A 17483-nucleotide genomic window follows, 5' to 3' on the forward strand; every position below is an offset into this window, starting at 1 on the left:
GAAAGAAGCCCATGAAGACTCTGACTGCTTTGTTTACCGCTGCAACCCTGACCCTCACTGCCGGTCTGGCCCAGGCCGACGTGCGCGTGGATCAGATCCCGCAACTGGTCAAGGACGGCAAGATCAAGCCTCTGGAAGATCTGAACAAGATCGCTCTGGATCTGCACCCGGGCGCCACGATCACCAAAACCGAGCTGGATAACCATTTCAACGGTTACGAGTATGAGATCGAGTTGCGCGACGCCAAGAACGTCGAGTGGGATGTGGACATCGATGCCTCTAACGGCAAGGTCCTGGAAAACAAGCAAGACAAGTAATCGCAACACACAAAAAGCCGCACGCTCTGACGATCGTGCGGCTTTTTGCGTTTAAGCGCTCAGGCGCGCCGTCACCTCGTTCAACTGCCCCGACAAGCCGTGCAGGTTGTTGCTCGCCGCTTCGGTGCGCTGCACGTTGTCAAGGTTAGTGCTGGCGATGCTGGTGATCTCGGTGAGGTTGCGCGAGATGTCTTCGGCCACCGAGGTCTGTTCTTCGGCTGCGGTGGCGATCTGCCGGTTCATGTCGCGGATGGCTTCCACGGCCAGGGTGATGCGTTCGAGCATGGCGCCGGCCTCGGTCACCTGCTGCACGCTTTCTTCGCTGCGCGACTGACCGCTTTCAATCGCCTGGGCTGCTTCGATAGCACCGGTCTGCACGGTTTGAATGATCTGGTTGATCTCGATGATCGACGCCGCCGTGCGCTGGGCCAGGCTGCGGACTTCATCGGCCACCACGGCAAAACCGCGCCCGGCCTCACCGGCGCGGGCCGCTTCGATGGCCGCGTTGAGCGCCAGCAGGTTGGTCTGTTCGGCGATGCCGCGAATCACTTCCAGAACCTTGCCGATGCGCCCGCTGTCGGTTTCCAGTTGGCGGATGACCGTGGCGGTGTTGGCGATTTCGCCACGCATTTGGGTGATGGTGTGGATCGTGCCCTGCATGACTTTTTCGCCCTGCTGGGCGGACTGGTCGGCATCGTCGGCGGCCCGCGCCGCTTGCGCGGCATGACGCGCCACTTCCTGCGCCGTGGCGGACATTTCGTTCATCGCCGTGGCCACCTGATCGGTGCGGTTGAACTGCTCGTTGGTGCCGCCGGCCATCACGGTGGCGATCGAGTTCAACTCACCGCTGGCGCTATCCAGATCCGTCGCGCTGCGCTGCAAACGGCTGAAGGTTTCGGCGAGGAAATCGCGCAGGGTGTTGGCGGCGATCGCCAGTTTGCCCAACTCGTCCTGTCGGGTACTGGCCACGCGCTCGGCAAGACGACCCTGGCTGAGTTGCGCCACGTAGTCGATCAGTTTGCGGATCGGTTCGACCAGATTGCGGTTGACCAGCCACAGGCTCAGCAGGCCGATCAACAACCCCGAAACCAGCATCACGACAAGCCCCAGCAGCACCGTGCGATCGGCGGCGGCGCTGATCAAGGTCGACTGTTCGGCGCCCTGCTTGCGCAACTCGCTGACCAGTGCGCTCATCTGATCGCTGGTCGCGCGGTCTACGCCTTTGACTGCCGTATCGCCCGCCGATGGATCCCCCCCGGCGGCCACGTACGCATCACGGCCCTTCTGATAGGCCACGCCCAACTGACGATGCTCGTCACGCAAACGCTCGATGCGCGTCTTGAGTTGAGGCTCGATGCCTTTCTGCGCGGCCAGCTCGCCAAGGATGTTTTGCACATCGCGCTGACGCTCTTCGAATTGCCCCCAGTACTTGCTCAAGTCCGCCGGTTGCTTGCCGCGCAACAGGACGTTTTTCCACTCTTGCACCTGCACCTTGAATTGCAGGTTGGCTTCATCGATCAATTGCGAGGTATGCAGCGGGCCCTCGATCAGATTGGCGTAGCTCTGCACGCCACTGGACAGGAAGTGAAAGCACGCCAGGGCGATCAACAGCATCGCCAGCAGGCTGCCACTCAGCAGGGCGAGAATTTGTGCTCTCAAGGACTTTTGCAAAAGCATCGATGGGTACTCATGACAGGAATGAGGCACGCCCCAAAAAGGCGTGAAAGGTGTCCGGACATCCCTGTCTGCGGTCTCGGCCGAGGCCTGCGGCGCGCAACTTAACCCAAGCGTGATCGGCGTGCCAGAGCGATTCTTTAGAAAAAACCGACCACCGGTAGAGCATTCGTTTGCGTTATTTTTCTGTCACAAAAACGTCATCCAGGCTTGCGATGATGCCGCTCAAGTGAACCTGTAAAACACGCGACAGGCGCCTCCCTTGCGAGTCCTAATGAACCACAGCATCGATCACAGTCATCGCGATACGGATCTGTTCGGCCTTCTTTACGGTTTCAGTTTTCGCCCCGGTGAGGCCGGTCGGGAAATCAACTCCGCCCAAGCCTTGCAGTACCTGCAACAACCGGAAAGTGACGAACAGTTTCTCTGGCTGCACCTGAACCTGGCCCATGCCGCGTGCGAGCGCTGGATGAAAAGCCATCTGCAATTGCCCGAGGAGTTTTTCGAAGCGCTGCACGAAGGCTCGCGCTCGACCCGCATCGAGCATGTCGACTCCGCGTTGCTGGCGGTGGTCAACGACGTGGTGTTCAACCTCAGCAACATGGTCTCCTCGGATGTCTCGACCTTGTGGGTGTGCGCCCGCAGCCGGCTGATCATCAGCGCCCGTCTGCAGCCGCTGCACTCGGTGGACAAGTTGCGCTCGTCGGTGAAGGCCCGGGAATGCTTTCGCTCCCCGCTGGAGCTGCTGGTGCATCTGCTGCGCGACCAGGGTGAAGTGCTGACCCAGATCGTGCGCAAGACCAGCCAGAGCGTGGACCAGATCGAAGACGAGTTGCTCTCCTCGCGCCTGTCGACCAACCGCGCCGAGCTGGGCGCCAATCGCCGGGTGCTGGTGCGCTTGCAACGGCTGCTGGCGCTGGAGCCAGGCTCATTGCTGCGCCTGCTCAACCGGCCGCCGCAATGGCTGCAAAAGGAAGACGTGAAGGAACTGCGCAAATCCACCGAGGAGTTTGCGCTGATCATCAACGACCTCACGGCGCTGGGTGAGCGGATCAAGCTGTTGCAGGAAGAGATCGCCGCCAACATCAACGAACAGACCAACCGCACGCTGTTCACCCTGACAGTGGTGACGGTGCTGGCGCTGCCGATCAACATCATCGCCGGTTTCTTCGGCATGAACGTCGGCGGCATTCCGTTGGCCGATGACCCGCAAGGATTCTGGATCCTGGTGGCACTGGTCGCGACCTTTACCGTGATTGCCGGACGCTGGGCGTTTCGCAAGCAGCAGGATTATTAAGATCAAAAGATCGCAGCCTTTGGCAGCGCCTATTACAGGGTGCACAACCTCATCCCGGACAGTATCTGAACCGGGATTTTTTTGTCCGGCAAACGCATTTCATCGCAAATTCAGGGGTTTGCGCTGTTATTGATCCGGCACCCGTCAGATTGCACTTCAGTTTGCTAACGTGTGGCCGACTCTTAAGAGACTCGATGTATTCAGGAGTGGAATCGTGAATCTGTACATCAATCAGCTTCAACACAAAGCTGACTTCAAAGAAGCCATCTACGCCGGCGATATCTTCCTGAACACTCAGCTGCGCGCCGCCAAAGAGCTGTGTGCGTTCGCCCAGGAAAGCATCACGGCCGCCTTCGATGGCGAAACCAACCACCAGGCGCTGCACACGCTGATGCCGGTGCAAGAGTTCGTGGTGCTGGTGACTCGCCTCAAGGGGCAGTTCACCAACAGCCTGCGGGCCAAGGAGCTGATCCGCAGTTTCACCGACGAAATCGGTGCCGCTCCCGAGGAATTCATATTCGACGTACCGCGCATCCGTGTCGTGCCCAACTACGACTACCTGCACGCCGGCGTCAGCTATGCCTACAAGCCTCATCGCGATACCTGGTACGGCGGAGTCGACTGCCAGATCAATACCTGGATGCCGGTCTACACGATCCAGCCTGACCAGACCATGATGATCAACCCGGCCTACTTCGACGCCCCGGTGCAAAACACCTCGGCGCAGTGGAGCCTGGCCGACTGGATCGGCGTGCAACGCCAACGCGCCCAGGACAACATCAAGGAAGAGGCGCGCCAACACCCGGTGCCCACCGAAGCCATCAACACGGCCTCCGAACTGCGCGTCGCCGGCAACACGGGCGAGATGCTGGTGTTTTCAGGCTCGCACCTGCACGGCACCGTGCCCAATTACACGCAACAGACCCGCTTCAGCGTGGACTTTCGCCTGATGCACCTCGACGACATCAGGCACAAGCGCGGCGCGATTAACGTCGACAGCGCCTGCCCGGATGTCGGCGCCGGTTTCAAAGACTACTTCCACGTCCACGACTTTTCGAATTTCCAAGGAATCCCGCAATGACCAAGCGTCGCATCACGCCCGCCGAGGCCCAGTACAACGAAACCCGTACCAACGTCCTGAAACGGGTCGATGCCGAATACGTGGCCGACGCTCCGTTCGTCTTCGCCAACCGCATTGGCGTAACCGCCGCGCTGTCGCGCATGGAACTGTTCAAGAAGGTCGCCGAAGTACCGGGCGCGATCATTGAATGCGGCGTGTACAAGGGCAACTCGTTGATGCTCTACATGCATCTGTCGATGATTCTCGAGCCCTACGCGATCAACCGTTCGATCGTGGGCTTCGACACCTTTGAAGGCTTCCAGAGCATCGACAAGAAAGAAGACCCGGCCGACGTCAACGAGACCATGTTCTCCGACACCGACCAGTCGCTGATCCAGGACATGATCGACGCCAACGACCTGTTGCGCCCGGTCAATCGAATCCCGCGTTGCGAGCTGGTCAAGGGCGACATCGTCAAGACCGTACCGGAGTGGGTCAAGACCCGCCCGGACCTGGTCGTGGCCATGCTGATCCTCGACACCGACCTGTACGAGTCGACCAAAGTCGCGCTGGAAACCTTCCTGCCGTACATGCCCAAAGGCGCGATCGTGGTGCTCGACGAAGTCGCCTACCGCAACTTCCCGGGCGAAACCAAGGCCCTGCGTGAAGTGCTCGACCTGAACAAGATCGAACTCAAGCGCCTGCCGTTCGATTCGTGCGTGGGTTACTTCCACGTCTGATCCAAAGACCTGGAATCTGATGCAAAAACCTGTGGGAGCGGGCTTGCTCGCGAAAGCGGTCTGACATTCAGCATTGATGTTGACTGTCACGCAGCCATCGCGAGCAGGCTCGCTCCCACAAGGGTTAACATCAAATGGCCGAGCGGATCACCTCTCCCAGCCAGTCCATGAACACCCTCACCCGCAACGGCAAATGCCGCTGCCGGGCATAGAGCAGCGACGCCTCCATGGACGGTGCATTGAACGGCGACAACACCTCGACCAGTTCACCGCTTTGCAGGTATTGCTGCATGCCCATTCTCGGCGCCTGAATCAGCCCGAAACCACCCAGGCAGGCGGCCTCATAGGCATCAGTGCTGTTGACCGTGACACTGCCGGCCATCGGCAGTCGCTGCACCTGCCCCTTGTCGACGTACACAAAACCTTCCGAACGCGCGCCCAGCACACCGACGTAATGCACCAGCCGATGCCGCGCCAGATCCTCCAGCCGCTCGGGCACGCCATAGCGCTGCAGATACGCAGGGCTGGCGCAATTGACCATGGTGAAGTCACACAGGTGTCGCGCCACCACCGATTGGTCCGGTTGGGCGCCGATACGCAGCACGCAATCGAAACCTTCGGCGAGCAGATCGACCCGACGGTCGGTGCTGCTGATTTCCAGCTCAAGCAGTGGGTGCTGCGCCATGAACGCCGGCAGGCGCGGCATGACCACGCGACGGGCGAGAATGTTCGGCAGGTCGATGCGGATTCGCCCCACCAGCGACGCCTCGTCCTGGCGAAACAAGCCCTCGATCTCGTCCATGTGTGACAGCAGGTCCTTGCTGCGCTCATACAACACCAGGCCATCCTGGGTCGCCTGGACCTTGCGCGTGGTGCGTTGCAACAGCCGGGTGCCGAGCAATGCCTCCAGCGCCTGCACATGCTCGGACACCGTAGATCTGGGCAGCCCGAGGCTTTCGCCGGCCTGGGTGAAACTCGACATCTCGCTGACACGGACAAAGGTGCGCAACAGTTCCAGTTTGTTCATCAGCCCGCTCTTTAATTGTTCGGTTTATCCGACCAGTGATTCCGGTTTCACTCTGTTTATCACCAATGAGCGGATAAATAAACTTTCTCACATCAACCGCCCACTGCACCTGAGGAAGTCCCATGAACCGTAAAATCGCACTGATCACCGGCGCCAGCCGCGGCCTCGGCAAAAACGCAGCCCTGCATCTGGTCGCCCAAGGCATCGACATCATCGGCACCTACAACAGTCGCGCCGATGAGGCCCAGGCGCTGGTGGCCGAGATCGAAAGCCTGGGCGGTCGCGCCGTCATGCTGCAACTGGACGTTGCCCGGAGTGAAAGCTTCAGCGCCTTCGCCAGCGAAGTCGCGAAGGTCTTGCACAGCCACTTCGAGTGCGAGCGTTTCGATTTTCTGGTGAACAATGCCGGGATCGGCCTGCACGCCAACTTTGTGGACACCACCGTCGAACAGTTCGACCTGTTGGTGAACATCCAACTCAAGGGGCCGTTTTTCCTCACGCAGAGCTTGTTGCCATTGCTCAATGACGGCGGGCGCATCATCAACATTTCCAGTGGCCTGACCCGTTTCAGCCTGCCGGGCCACAGCGCCTACGCGGCGATGAAAGGCGCGATGGAAGTGCTGACCCGCTACCAGGCCAAGGAACTCGGTGCGCGCAACATCGCGGTGAATATCCTCGCACCCGGCGCGATTGAAACCGATTTCGGCGATGGCGCCGTGCGCGACAACCCCGGGTTGAACACCCTGGTGGCGAACAACACCGCCTTGGGTCGCGCCGGTTTGCCGGATGACATCGGTGCCGCGATTGCGCTGCTGCTGGCGCCGGGCAGCCAGTGGATCAATGGCCAGCGCATCGAGGCGTCGGGGGGGATGTTTTTGTAAGATCAAAAGATCGCAGCCTGCGGCAGCTCCTACATCGATTGGGTGTAGGAGCTGCCGCAGGCTGCGATCTTTTTTTCGTTACTGCGCGCAAGACTGGCGCACGACCACCCGCTCCCGAACCACGTCATACACCCAGTGGTACACGTAGGTGTACGGCAGGAAAAACAGCAACACACCGATATCCAGCAGGAACGCCTGCCACAGGCTGACATTCAGCCACCAGGCAATCAGCGGCACGCCAAGCGCGACCAGACCGCCTTCGAACAACAGCGCATGCACCACGCGAACCCAGGCGTTGTGGGCGATGGCGAGGCGCTTGAGCACCCGGTCGAACATCCCGTTGAAGACCACGTTCCAGGCCAGGGCCAGGGCGGCGATGAGGACGGTGACCATGCCCATTTCCAGCATCGGTTTCTTCATGATCCAGGCCAACAGCGGGGTACAGATCAGGATGGCCAGCAGTTCGAAGCCGATGGCCTGGAAAATACGTTCAGTAATGGATTTGTTGGCGCTCATGGCCGAACTCCCTTGAGTGACTGTGGTTGCCATGATCTGTCATCACACCGATACTTCATAACCAATAACCATCGATCAAGGCGATAGTTCATGGCCTCTCACGAAGTGTTGCTGGCGTTTGTCGAAGCCGCGACCCAAGGCTCGTTTTCCGCCGCGGCGCGCAAGCTGGGCCGCAGTCAGTCGACCATCAGCGCGGCAGTGGCCAGCCTGGAAATCGACCTCAACCTGACGCTGTTCGACCGCAGCAGCCGCAAGCCCGGGCTGACCCCGGCCGGACGCGTCATGCTGCAACGGGCCGAAGACATCCTGGCCGCCAGCAGTCGCCTGGAGATGAGCGCCCGTCAACTGTCCCAAGGGGTGGAAGCGAAGCTGACGGTGGCGCTGTCCGATACCTATCAGTCGGACCGTTTCGAGGCGTCACTCAGTGCCTTCGAGCAGCGTTACCCGGACCTTGAACTCGAATGCCTGATCGCCGAATGCGATGACCTGGTGTCGCTGGTGCAAAGCGGCCGGGCGCAGATTGCCTTCGCCGAAATGCAGGACAGTTACCCGCCGGACCTGGTCAGTTCGACGGTGGACGAGCGCACGGAAATCGCCCTGTTCGTGTCCCCTACCCACCCGCTGGCAAGGCTGGACTACGTCGATCAGGACGTCCTGCAGCAACACCGCGAACTGCGCCTGGCGACCATCGTCAATCCCTATGAAAGTCGGGCGAAGGGTCGCGTCTGGTCGGCACCGAGTTATCTGATGCTGCTGGAAATGGCCCAGGGCGGATTCGGCTGGGCGCCGTTGCCCCGCTGGCTGGTGGAGCGCTTCGGGCCCGGAACCCTGCAGGAACTGGTGGTGCGCGGCTGGCCGAAAACGGTGTCGGTGGATGCGTTGTGGTCGCGGCTTAATCCGCCGGGGCCGGCGGGGAGCTGGTTGCTGGGCAAGATGCTGGAGTGAAGGTCCTTCGGCCCTTATCGCGGGCAAGCCCGCTCCCACAGGTTATTGTGTCGGTCACAAAACTTATGTGCACCACTGCCCCTGTGGGAGCTGGCTTGCCAGCGATGAGTCCATCACATTCAACATCACTCCAACGCCTTGAGCCTGTCTTCAATAAACCGCCGCTCCGGCTCCTGCCGGGTCAACTCCAGTGCCCGTTCCCACGCCGCCCGCGCCTCTTGCTTGCGACCCAGTTGCCGACAAAACTCCGCCCGCGCCGAATGCGCCAGGTGGTAGTCCAGCAGTTCGCCCCGCGCCAGAATGGCGTCGACCAGCGTCAGCCCCGCCTGCGGTCCATCGCGTTGGGAAATCGCCGCCGCACGATTCAACTCGATCACCGGCGACGGCACCGCCCGTAGTAGCACGTCATACAGGCCGACAATCTGCGGCCAATCGGTTTCCCCCGCCGTCGAGGCTTCGGCATGCACTGCCGCGATGGCCGCTTGCAGGCAATAGGGCCCGAATCGCCCCGTGCCCAGCGCGTGCTCGATCAGCGCGCAGCCTTCAGCGATCAACCCGGCGTCCCACAGCGAACGGTCCTGCTCGTCCAGCACAATCAACTCGCCGCTCGCCGAAGTCCTGGCCGGGCGCCGCGACTCGTGCAGCAGCATCAACGCCAGCAAGCCCATCACCTCCGGCTCCGGCAACAGCTCCACCAGTAACCGGCCGAGACGGATCGCCTCGCGGGTCAATTCCTCGCGGACCAGTTCGACGCCGATGGACGCCGAGTACCCCTCGTTGAACACCAGGTAGATCACCCGCAATACGCTGTCCAGGCGTTCGGGCAACTCAGCCAGCGTCGGCACTTGATAAGGGATTTTCGCGTCGCGGATTTTCGCCTTGGCGCGCACGATGCGCTGGGCGATGGTGGCCGGGGCCGAGAGAAAGGCCCGGGCGATTTCTTCCGTGGTCAGGTCGCAGACCTCCCGCAGCGTCAGCGGCACTTGCGCGTCCGCCGCCAGGGCCGGGTGGCAGCAAGTGAAGATCAGCCGCAGGCGATCGTCTTCCACGTCTTCATCACTCCAGTCCGCCTGTTCCAACTCCTCCAGCTGTGCGATCAGCAAGGGCTGCGACGCGGCAAAACGGGCGCGGCGGCGCAAGGCATCGATGGCCTTGAAGCGCCCGGCGGACACCAGCCAGGCCCGCGGATTGTCCGGCACACCGTCACGCTGCCAGCGTTCGACCGCGATGAAAAACGCCTCGTGCAAGGCTTCTTCGGCGAGGTCGAAATCACCGAGCAAACGAATCAGGGTCGCAAGAATGCGCCGCGACTCTTCGCGATAGACCCGCTCGACCTGCGCCTGAACCGGCAGCCCTGGCATCTTAAGGATTCAGCTGCCGAACGGGGCGCACTTCGACACTGCCGACCCGGGCCGCCGGAATGTTCCCGGCGACCTGGATGGCTTCGTTGAGGTCCTTGGCATCGATCAGATAAAAACCGGCCAGCTGCTCCTTGGTTTCAGCGAATGGACCATCGGTGATCGACATTTTGCCGTTGCGCATGCGCACAGTGGTGGCGGTCTGCACCGACTCCAGCGCCTCGGCGGCGACCATCCGGCCACTGCCCTGGATCGACTCGGCATAGGCCATGCACTCTTCGTCCTTCGGGCTTTCCGGCAGCGAATGCAGCAGGTGCTCATCGCTGTAGACCAGGCATAAGTACTTCATCACGCTCTCCTTATCGAACGATCAACTATGGTCGCTGACTGGCATTCTGGCTCGGCTTCCCGACGATCAGGGCTTGAGGTCGAACAGCGTCGCGCCGCTGGTCATGTCGAACGGTGCCGACCAATGTTCGTGGACGATCTGCCACAGCCCGGCCTCCTGTCGATAGCACTGTGAGACACGCATCCAGCAGGCCTGGGTTTCGCCCTTGTCGTTGGTGCCACCGCAATGGGCCAGCCAGTGAGCGAACGCAATTTCCTGGGACGGCTCGATGGTGATTTCGTGGAATTCGAAGATGTGCGGGCCGGGGCACATTTCCATGCAGGCCTGCCAATGCGCGCGATACGCCGGCTTGCCTTTGAATTGCAGGGCCTTGACCGCGTCGAAGGAGACGATGTCATCGGCATACAGGGCCATGACTTTTTCAATGTCCTTGGCCATGACCGCCTGACGATAGTTCTCGATGAGGTTCTGGATCTGGGTTTGCGAGTTCATGGTGGTTCTCCGTGGTTTTTATTGGAAGACACCCTTAGTCGTCTGGCGATCCGGCGAATCGACAGAAGAAATAAAAATAATCCAAACGGCCAGAATCGCTAGAATCCGAAGTTCTATTCATGTTGGAAAAAGGACACTCCCGTGACAACCCGACTCGTGCCTTACGAAAGCTTGAATGCGCTGCAGCGCCAGCAGGTCGAGGCCATTGAAGTTCATCCGGAGCAGATAAAGTTCTCCGGTGATATCCACGGTGCATTGCACACCTTGTTGTCCAGGCCCGGCCCGGGGGTCAAAGGATTTGCCCTGCTGGCCGAAGATATTCCCGTGGCCTTCCTGCTGCTCAAGCGTCCGCCGGTGTTGCCGGCCTGGGCCGACGAACACAGCGCCACCCTGCATGCCCTGCAAGTCGATCAACGTGCCCAGGGCAAAGGCTACGGCAAGGCCTGCCTGCAGGCACTGCCCGAGGCAGCGCGCCTGGCCTGGCCGGAAATCCGGGGGCTGGAGCTGTCGGTGGATGCCGATAACGAAGCTGCCATCGCCCTGTATGCAAGGTTTGGCTTTGTCGACAGTGGCGAGGCGTACAAGGGCAGGATCGGCTATGAGCGGCGGATGGGGTTGGTGTTTTGAACACGGCCCCCACCAACACCACAAAACCACTGTGGGAGCGAGCTTGCTCGCGATAGCGGATGATCAGTCGACATCTTTGTTGAATGTTACGCCGCCATCGCGAGCAAGCTCGCTCCCACAGAGGATCTATGTCGGGTCAGAGCTCCAGCACCATCTCATGCCACGCCATGCCGCCATGGTCCGACGCCGATGGCTTGACGTAGGCAAAGCCGAACCCTGCATACAACGGAATGTGCCGCTCCTTGCACATCAGGTTGATGCTGACCTTGCCCATCGCACGCATACGCTCGATGAATTCGCCCATCAAAAGCTTGGCCAGGCCCTGGCCCTGATAATCCGGGTGCACCACCACCGACATGATCACCACATGCGGCCCGGCGGGGTCGTGGCCGATCAGTTCCTTGAACGCTTCGTCCGACATTTCCACCTGAAACGCCGCGCCGGAGTTGATGAAACCGGCGACGACCCCGTCCACTTCAGCAACGATAAACCCCTCGGGCCAAGTGGCGATGCGGGTGGCGATCTTATCGCGGGTCGCGGCTTCGTCACCTTCATAAGCAAGGGTTTCGATGGCAAAGCAGCGGTCCAGATCGGCGGGGGTGACGTTGCGGATGACGGTGTTCATGGCGGCTCGGGATCAGCAGGGAAAGGCTGGGGATGATAAATCAGCCGCCGTGGGACATCGAGAGACGAATCGGCTGATCCGCCTCCCGACACACCTCTCACGCTTTGATCGGTATCCAGATCTCCAGCTTGCCGGTATTGAGCTTCGGGTTGAAGTCTTCGCTGTAGCGCTCCAACTCCGGCGCATCCAACACCTCATGCCCCGACTGCGGCTGCCAGGTGCCGAAGATGTACTGAAACAGTTGCGGCAAGGTGTCCAGTGGCCCCTTGTGTTCGAACACCGCGTAAAGCTGCGGCTGAACTTCCACCCAGCGGTAGGTTTCCGGCAAGTCGTCGAGCTTGCTGATCTCGACCCCGGCGATGTAATCGAAGCCGCCCTTGCCGTCGAAATTGCAGCAGACGCCGTAGGTGACTTCGCCTTTCTGGCCCGGAATTTGGCCCAGATGCGGGATGAATTTCTCCCAGAGTTCGGGAATGCCCTGGGTGGTTTGCTGGGTGAATTTTCCGCCCAGCCCTGCAATCAGCAGGAAGTGCCCGTGCTCGAAGCGCGGTTGCGTCAGTTCGACGCGTGCTGGCTCATCCATGACTCGACTCCTGACGCATAAAAATGGGTTCGGCTGGGAGTATAGAAGCCAAACCCGATTCGCCCAGTTACAGGGCGTGCAACGGCTCGGCCGCACCGGCGCCAACAAACTCGTTGTAACCCGATAGGATCACGTAGACCGCGAAATAGCAGAAGATCGCCGCCGATGCCATGTAGGAATAACGCAGCAACTTGTCGCCGAGCAACTTGCCGCCGTGGCTCGCGGCAAAGCACAGCCCGACACACCAGAGAATCCCCGCGCAGAGAAAACCGCCGAGAAACAGCGCGGAGCTGAGGGCGCCACCGCCGCCGGAACGGGCGATCAGCGTGCCACCCACCGCAGCGAACCAGAGAATCGCGCTAGGCGACGACATGGCCAGGAAGATCCCGCGAAAGAACTCCTTGCGATGGGAGTTGTGCCCTACCTCGGCCGATTGCGCCAGCACCGCTTCGTGGTGAATCGCCGAATAGATCATCTTCGCCGCGAAATACACCAGCAGCGCCGAGCCACCGATCCACAACACCCAGCGCACGGTTTCGTACTGCAGCAACACGGTCATGCCGGCCAGCGCCAGTACCGCGTAGATCAGGTCGCCGACGCATGTCCCCAGGCCCAGGGCAAAGCCCTGGAAATAGCCGCGCTGCATGGCCAGGGTGATCATCGCGATGTTGGCCACGCCGATATCCAGGCACAGCGAAAGGCTCAGCAAGAAGCCGCTGGTAAATTCCATCGAACCCTATCCTTCGGAAAAATTTGTTTACTTTGAGGCTGGACAGTCTGCCACAGCTGCCCTTACATTCCGCCACAGGTCACCGCTGACCTGCGTCGCTCGGACGGTTCCGGGCGCTTACGTTATCCGAGGCAACAATGGCCGAACAAGGTTCGCCGCGCCGCTTTGCGCGCATCGATCGACTCCCCCCTTACGTTTTCAACATCACCGCCGAGCTGAAGATGGCCGCCCGTCGTCGTGGCGAAGACATCATCGACTTGAGCATGGGCAACCCCGACGGCGCCACGCCGCCGCACATCGTCGAAAAACTCGTCACGGTGGCCCAGCGCGAAGACACCCACGGCTACTCCACTTCCAAGGGCATTCCGCGCCTGCGCCGGGCGATTTCCAACTGGTACAAGGACCGCTACGAGGTCGACATCGACCCGGAAAGCGAGGCCATTGTCACCATCGGCTCCAAGGAAGGCCTGGCACACCTGATGCTGGCCACCCTGGATCAGGGCGACACCGTGCTGGTGCCCAACCCGAGCTACCCGATTCACATCTACGGTGCCGTGATTGCCGGCGCCCAGGTGCGGTCGGTGCCGCTGGTACCGGGCGTGGATTTCTTCGCGGAGCTGGAGCGGGCCATTCGCGGCTCGATCCCGAAACCGAAGATGATGATCCTCGGTTTCCCGTCCAACCCGACCGCCCAGTGCGTGGAGCTGGACTTCTTCGAGCGCGTCATCGCCCTCGCCAAGCAGTACGACGTGCTGGTGGTGCACGACCTGGCCTACGCCGACATCGTCTACGACGGCTGGAAAGCTCCGTCGATCATGCAGGTGCCGGGGGCCAAGGACATTGCGGTGGAGTTCTTCACCCTGTCCAAGAGCTACAACATGGCCGGCTGGCGCATCGGCTTCATGGTCGGCAACCCGGAACTGGTCAACGCCCTGGCGCGGATCAAGAGCTACCACGACTACGGCACCTTCACCCCGCTGCAAGTGGCGGCGATTGCTGCCCTGGAAGGCGATCAGCAATGCGTGCGCGACATCGCCGAGCAGTATCGGCAGCGCCGCAACGTACTGGTCAAGGGCCTGCATGAACTGGGCTGGATGGTGGAAAACCCGAAAGCGTCGATGTACGTCTGGGCCAAAATCCCTGAGGCATACGCGCACCTGGGTTCGCTGGAGTTCGCCAAGAAACTGCTGGCCGAGGCCAAGGTGTGTGTCTCGCCGGGCGTCGGGTTTGGCGAGTACGGCGACGATCACGTGCGCTTTGCCCTGATCGAAAACCAGGACCGGATTCGCCAGGCCGTACGCGGGATTCGCGGGATGTTCCGCGCGGATGGGCTAGTCACCAAATCCAACACCTGACCCATATCTCCTGTGGGAGCGAGCTTGCTCGCGATGGCGTCGTATCAGTCAATAATAATGGCGACTGATACACCGCTATCGCGAGCAAGCTCGCTCCCACAGGGTCTTGTATAGGTCCTTGAAATCGATCACCCACAAAAATGTATGGTCAGCCCGTCTCCTGCAACCTCTTTGGCTGTTTTCGGTAAAGCTGGCTTGCGCTAATGTATTCGGGCTCGTTGTGAGCGTTGCTGTAACAACGCTCGGCCCTCGATGAGTAGCCGCTCCCGACTGTCCTGAAAAAACCGTCAGCCTCTAAAGCTGATTTTTGTGCCAGGTTCTCAGTCGGGCCATATGCCGTTTACTGTCATCAGTCAGTGACGTCGCAAAAGCCGGTGGTAAAGCTGTAGGTTCAAACGTTCGGATGTGGGGCGTACTGGCCGCCTTTGGCCAGTACCGCCCACACGATTCGCGCCAGTTTGTTCGCCAGCGCGCAGGCGACAACATTGGCGTGTCGACGCGTTAGCAGTTCTCGAACCCAAGGCCCAAGGGCATCTTCCCGCTTATCGATATGCTGCATGAGGGCCCGCGCGCCCTGCACCAGCAGTTGGCGTATGTGCTTGTCGCCACGTTTGCTGATCCCCTGCAGCACCGTCTTGCCACCCGTTGAGTACTGTTTCGGCACCAGCCCTAGTGAAGCGGCAAAATCACGACCACTTCGATAGTTCGACGCATCGCCCACATCGGCCAATACCGCGCTGGCGGTGATGGGACCAATACCTGGAATACTCTGCAGACGACTCCCGGCATCATCTTCTTTCAACTGCTGTTTCAGGTCGGACTCGATGTCCTTGATTTCATCACTGAGCTGTTGAATTTGACGATGAAGACGCATCACCACACCCTTCAGGCGTACTGGAACGGGGTGTTGTGGATCGTCCAGCAGCGCTGGCACGCGGTGCAACGCAGTGACTCCAATAGGCAGGCTGATCCCGAACTCCAGCAGAAAGCCATGAATCTGGTTGGTCGCCACTGTGCGATGGCCAATCAATGATTCACGGACCCGATGCAGGGCTGAAAGCGTTTGCTGCTCTGCGGTTTTGATCGAGCAGAAGCGCATGGCGGGGCGGCTCGCCGCCTCGCAAATCGCTTCGGCATCAATGAAGTCGTTTTTGTTGCCTTTGACGAATGGTTTGACGTACTGCGGGGCGATCAGCTTCACCTCGTGGCCCAACGCACCGATCTGTCGAGCCAGCCAGTGGGCGCCGCCGCACGACTCCATCACCACCGTGCAGGCCGGTAGCTGGGCCAATGTACTGAGCAATTGGCCGCGGTTGGTTTTTTTGCGCAAGACCTGGTGGCCTTTAGAGTCCTGGCCATGCAAGTGGAAACTGTGTTTGCCGATGTCGATACCGAGAAGCGTCATCGTGTTCATGAGAGATCCTCCGGCCGAAAACGAGAAAAGCCCTGCAAGCGTAAACCTGCAGGGCTTCTCGGTCAGGCTGACCATCTCATTAAACCGCATCGCTGCGGTTTTTTTGTGTCTGTCGAATCGCTTAGACGAACAGCGACAACAACAGGATAAAGCCCAGGCCCACCACCGACAGGATGGTTTCCATCGCCGTCCAGGTCTTGAAGGTTTCGGCCACGGTCATGTTGAAGTACTGCTTGACCAGCCAGAAGCCGGCGTCGTTGACGTGCGACAGGATCAAGGAACCGGCACCGGTGGCCAGCACCAGCAACTCACGGTTCACGCCCGGAATCATCCCCACCACTGGCACCACGATGCCCGCGCCAGTAATGGTCGCCACAGTCGCCGAACCGGTGGCGATACGAATCACCGCCGCCACCAGCCAGGCCAGCAGGATCGGCGAGATCTGTGCGTTTACCGCCATGTGGCCGATCACGTCACCCACACCGCTGGTCACCAGCATCTGCTTGAAGCCACCGCCGGCACCGATGATCAGGATGATCGCGGCGGTCGGCGCGAGGCTGGCATCCAGCCATTTCATCATTTGGCTGGAACCGATGCCCTGCTTGTAACCGAAGGTATACAGCGACAGCAGCAAGGCCAGCAGCAACGCCGAAATCGGGTGACCGATCAGGTCCATGAAGGCGCGGAAGATGTTGCCATCGGGCAGCACCACGTCGGCAAAGGTCTTGAGCAGCATCAGGAACACTGGCAGCAGCACGGTCACCAGCGTGATGCCGAAGCTCGGCAGATCGGCAGAATCCGATTCGCGGGCCAGTTGATCCACCAGCTCCTGATTAGGATGACCAGGGATGTGCTTGGCAATGAACGTACCGAAGATCGGGCCGGCGATGATGGCGGTTGGCAGCGCAACGATCAGGCCGTACAGAATGGTCTTGCCGATGTCGGCACCGAACACGCCGATGGCCAGCAGCGGACCCGGGTGCGGCGGCACCAGGCCGTGTACCGCAGACAGACCCGCCAGCAGCGGGATACCGATCTTGATGATCGACACGCCAGTGCGGCGAGCAACGATGAACACCAGCGGGATCAGCAGCACGAAGCCGATTTCGAAGAACAGCGGAATACCGACCAGGAACGCCGCGAACATCATCGCCCACTGCACCTTGTCCTTGCCGAAAGCGCGGATCAACGTCTGTGCAATCTGATCCGCACCGCCCGATTCGGCCATCATTTTGCCGAGCATCGTACCCAGCGCGAGGATGATGCCGACAAAGCCAAGCACGCCACCGAAGCCGTCCTGGAACGCCTTGATGATGGTGCCGATCGGCATGCCGGAGGTCAGCCCGAGGAAGGCTGCGGCGATGATCAGGGCAAGGAAGGGGTGCAATTTGAACTTGGTGATCAGGACGATAAGCCCGATCACCGTGACCACTGCATCGAGCAGCAGGAACGTCTCGTGGGACATGCCAAACATTAGGGGTGTCTCCTGGTTG

The 17483-nt window shown here is 60.5% G+C and carries 19 protein-coding genes; 8 read left to right on the plus strand and 11 right to left on the minus strand.

The genetic code is table 11. The annotated features are described in order from the left end of the window. Window positions 1–11: 11 nt before the first annotated feature. Window positions 12–317, plus strand: coding sequence for a PepSY domain-containing protein (locus PPUTUW4_RS21355; protein WP_015096528.1), 306 nt, complete (start codon window positions 12–14; stop codon window positions 315–317). Window positions 318–368: 51 nt separating this feature from the next. Here the strand turns inward: PPUTUW4_RS21355 and PPUTUW4_RS21360 are convergent, their stop codons facing one another. After that, a complete protein-coding gene (locus PPUTUW4_RS21360; RefSeq protein WP_015096529.1) occupies window positions 369–1994 on the minus strand; it encodes a methyl-accepting chemotaxis protein in 1626 nt (541 codons plus the stop codon). Between the two features lie 271 nt (window positions 1995–2265). On the opposite strand from PPUTUW4_RS21360, the gene PPUTUW4_RS21365 reads away from it, so the two are divergent. The 3 genes from PPUTUW4_RS21365 (at window position 2266) to PPUTUW4_RS21375 (ending at window position 5088) form a co-directional block, all read left to right on the plus strand. Continuing rightward, window positions 2266–3288 carry a transporter gene (locus PPUTUW4_RS21365; protein WP_015096530.1) on the plus strand — a complete coding sequence of 341 codons (1023 nt, stop codon included), beginning with the start codon at window positions 2266–2268 and terminating at the stop codon, window positions 3286–3288. Window positions 3289–3502: 214 nt separating this feature from the next. After that, a complete protein-coding gene (locus PPUTUW4_RS21370) occupies window positions 3503–4369 on the plus strand; it encodes a hypothetical protein (protein ID WP_015096531.1) in 867 nt (288 codons plus the stop codon). Beyond that, complete coding sequence (locus PPUTUW4_RS21375; RefSeq protein ID WP_015096532.1) at window positions 4366–5088, plus strand: TylF/MycF/NovP-related O-methyltransferase; 723 nt, start codon at window positions 4366–4368, stop codon at window positions 5086–5088. The genes PPUTUW4_RS21370 and PPUTUW4_RS21375 overlap by 4 nt, the downstream gene beginning before the upstream one ends. A gap of 130 nt (window positions 5089–5218) precedes the next feature. Here PPUTUW4_RS21375 and PPUTUW4_RS21380 read toward each other — a convergent pair whose 3' ends face one another. Next, a complete protein-coding gene (locus PPUTUW4_RS21380; RefSeq protein ID WP_015096533.1) occupies window positions 5219–6115 on the minus strand; it encodes a LysR family transcriptional regulator in 897 nt (298 codons plus the stop codon). A 122-nt stretch (window positions 6116–6237) separates the two neighbouring features. Here PPUTUW4_RS21380 and PPUTUW4_RS21385 point away from each other — a divergent pair, with 122 nt between their 5' ends. Then, window positions 6238–6996, plus strand: coding sequence for an SDR family oxidoreductase (locus PPUTUW4_RS21385; protein WP_015096534.1), 759 nt, complete (start codon window positions 6238–6240; stop codon window positions 6994–6996). 78 nt (window positions 6997–7074) lie between these two features. On the opposite strand, the gene PPUTUW4_RS21390 is transcribed toward PPUTUW4_RS21385, so the two are convergent. Continuing rightward, entirely contained in the window at window positions 7075–7512 is a 438-nt protein-coding gene (locus PPUTUW4_RS21390) for a multidrug/biocide efflux PACE transporter (protein WP_015096535.1), read from the minus strand. A gap of 90 nt (window positions 7513–7602) precedes the next feature. On the opposite strand from PPUTUW4_RS21390, the gene PPUTUW4_RS21395 reads away from it, so the two are divergent. After that, a complete protein-coding gene (locus tag PPUTUW4_RS21395; protein ID WP_015096536.1) occupies window positions 7603–8457 on the plus strand; it encodes a LysR family transcriptional regulator in 855 nt (284 codons plus the stop codon). A gap of 125 nt (window positions 8458–8582) precedes the next feature. On the opposite strand, the gene PPUTUW4_RS21400 is transcribed toward PPUTUW4_RS21395, so the two are convergent. From PPUTUW4_RS21400 to PPUTUW4_RS21410, 3 genes are all read right to left on the minus strand, one after another. Continuing rightward, the gene (locus tag PPUTUW4_RS21400) at window positions 8583–9818 is read right to left on the minus strand and encodes an RNA polymerase sigma factor (RefSeq protein WP_015096537.1); all 1236 of its coding nucleotides are present in this window, start codon (window positions 9816–9818) and stop codon (window positions 8583–8585) included. Window position 9819: 1 nt separating this feature from the next. After that, the gene (locus PPUTUW4_RS21405) at window positions 9820–10164 is read right to left on the minus strand and encodes a YciI family protein (protein ID WP_015096538.1); all 345 of its coding nucleotides are present in this window, start codon (window positions 10162–10164) and stop codon (window positions 9820–9822) included. Window positions 10165–10230: 66 nt separating this feature from the next. Continuing rightward, entirely contained in the window at window positions 10231–10656 is a 426-nt protein-coding gene (locus tag PPUTUW4_RS21410; protein ID WP_007974498.1) for a nuclear transport factor 2 family protein, read from the minus strand. A 141-nt stretch (window positions 10657–10797) separates the two neighbouring features. Here PPUTUW4_RS21410 and PPUTUW4_RS21415 point away from each other — a divergent pair, with 141 nt between their 5' ends. After that, complete coding sequence (locus tag PPUTUW4_RS21415) at window positions 10798–11283, plus strand: GNAT family N-acetyltransferase (protein WP_015096539.1); 486 nt, start codon at window positions 10798–10800, stop codon at window positions 11281–11283. Window positions 11284–11419: 136 nt separating this feature from the next. On the opposite strand, the gene PPUTUW4_RS21420 is transcribed toward PPUTUW4_RS21415, so the two are convergent. The 3 genes from PPUTUW4_RS21420 to PPUTUW4_RS21430 form a co-directional block, all read right to left on the minus strand. Beyond that, the gene (locus PPUTUW4_RS21420) at window positions 11420–11908 is read right to left on the minus strand and encodes an N-acetyltransferase (protein ID WP_015096540.1); all 489 of its coding nucleotides are present in this window, start codon (window positions 11906–11908) and stop codon (window positions 11420–11422) included. A gap of 97 nt (window positions 11909–12005) precedes the next feature. After that, complete coding sequence (locus PPUTUW4_RS21425; RefSeq protein WP_015096541.1) at window positions 12006–12491, minus strand: GyrI-like domain-containing protein; 486 nt, start codon at window positions 12489–12491, stop codon at window positions 12006–12008. A 67-nt stretch (window positions 12492–12558) separates the two neighbouring features. Beyond that, on the minus strand, window positions 12559–13221 hold the full coding sequence (locus tag PPUTUW4_RS21430) for a LysE family transporter (protein WP_015096542.1): 663 nt from the start codon (window positions 13219–13221) through the stop codon (window positions 12559–12561). A 137-nt stretch (window positions 13222–13358) separates the two neighbouring features. Here PPUTUW4_RS21430 and alaC point away from each other — a divergent pair, with 137 nt between their 5' ends. Continuing rightward, the gene (gene alaC / locus PPUTUW4_RS21435) at window positions 13359–14576 is read left to right on the plus strand and encodes an alanine transaminase (RefSeq protein ID WP_007974487.1); all 1218 of its coding nucleotides are present in this window, start codon (window positions 13359–13361) and stop codon (window positions 14574–14576) included. A gap of 391 nt (window positions 14577–14967) precedes the next feature. Here alaC and PPUTUW4_RS21440 read toward each other — a convergent pair whose 3' ends face one another. Together PPUTUW4_RS21440 and PPUTUW4_RS21445 are read right to left on the minus strand one after the other, a co-directional pair. Then, complete coding sequence (locus PPUTUW4_RS21440; RefSeq protein WP_015096543.1) at window positions 14968–15990, minus strand: IS110 family transposase; 1023 nt, start codon at window positions 15988–15990, stop codon at window positions 14968–14970. Between the two features lie 121 nt (window positions 15991–16111). Beyond that, window positions 16112–17464: a GntP family permease gene (locus PPUTUW4_RS21445; protein ID WP_015096544.1), complete on the minus strand. Its 1353-nt coding sequence runs from the start codon at window positions 17462–17464 to the stop codon at window positions 16112–16114. Between the last annotated feature and the right edge of the window lie 19 nt (window positions 17465–17483).

This window comes from Pseudomonas sp. UW4 (assembly GCF_000316175.1).
GTDB lineage: Bacteria > Pseudomonadota > Gammaproteobacteria > Pseudomonadales > Pseudomonadaceae > Aquipseudomonas > Aquipseudomonas laurylsulfatiphila.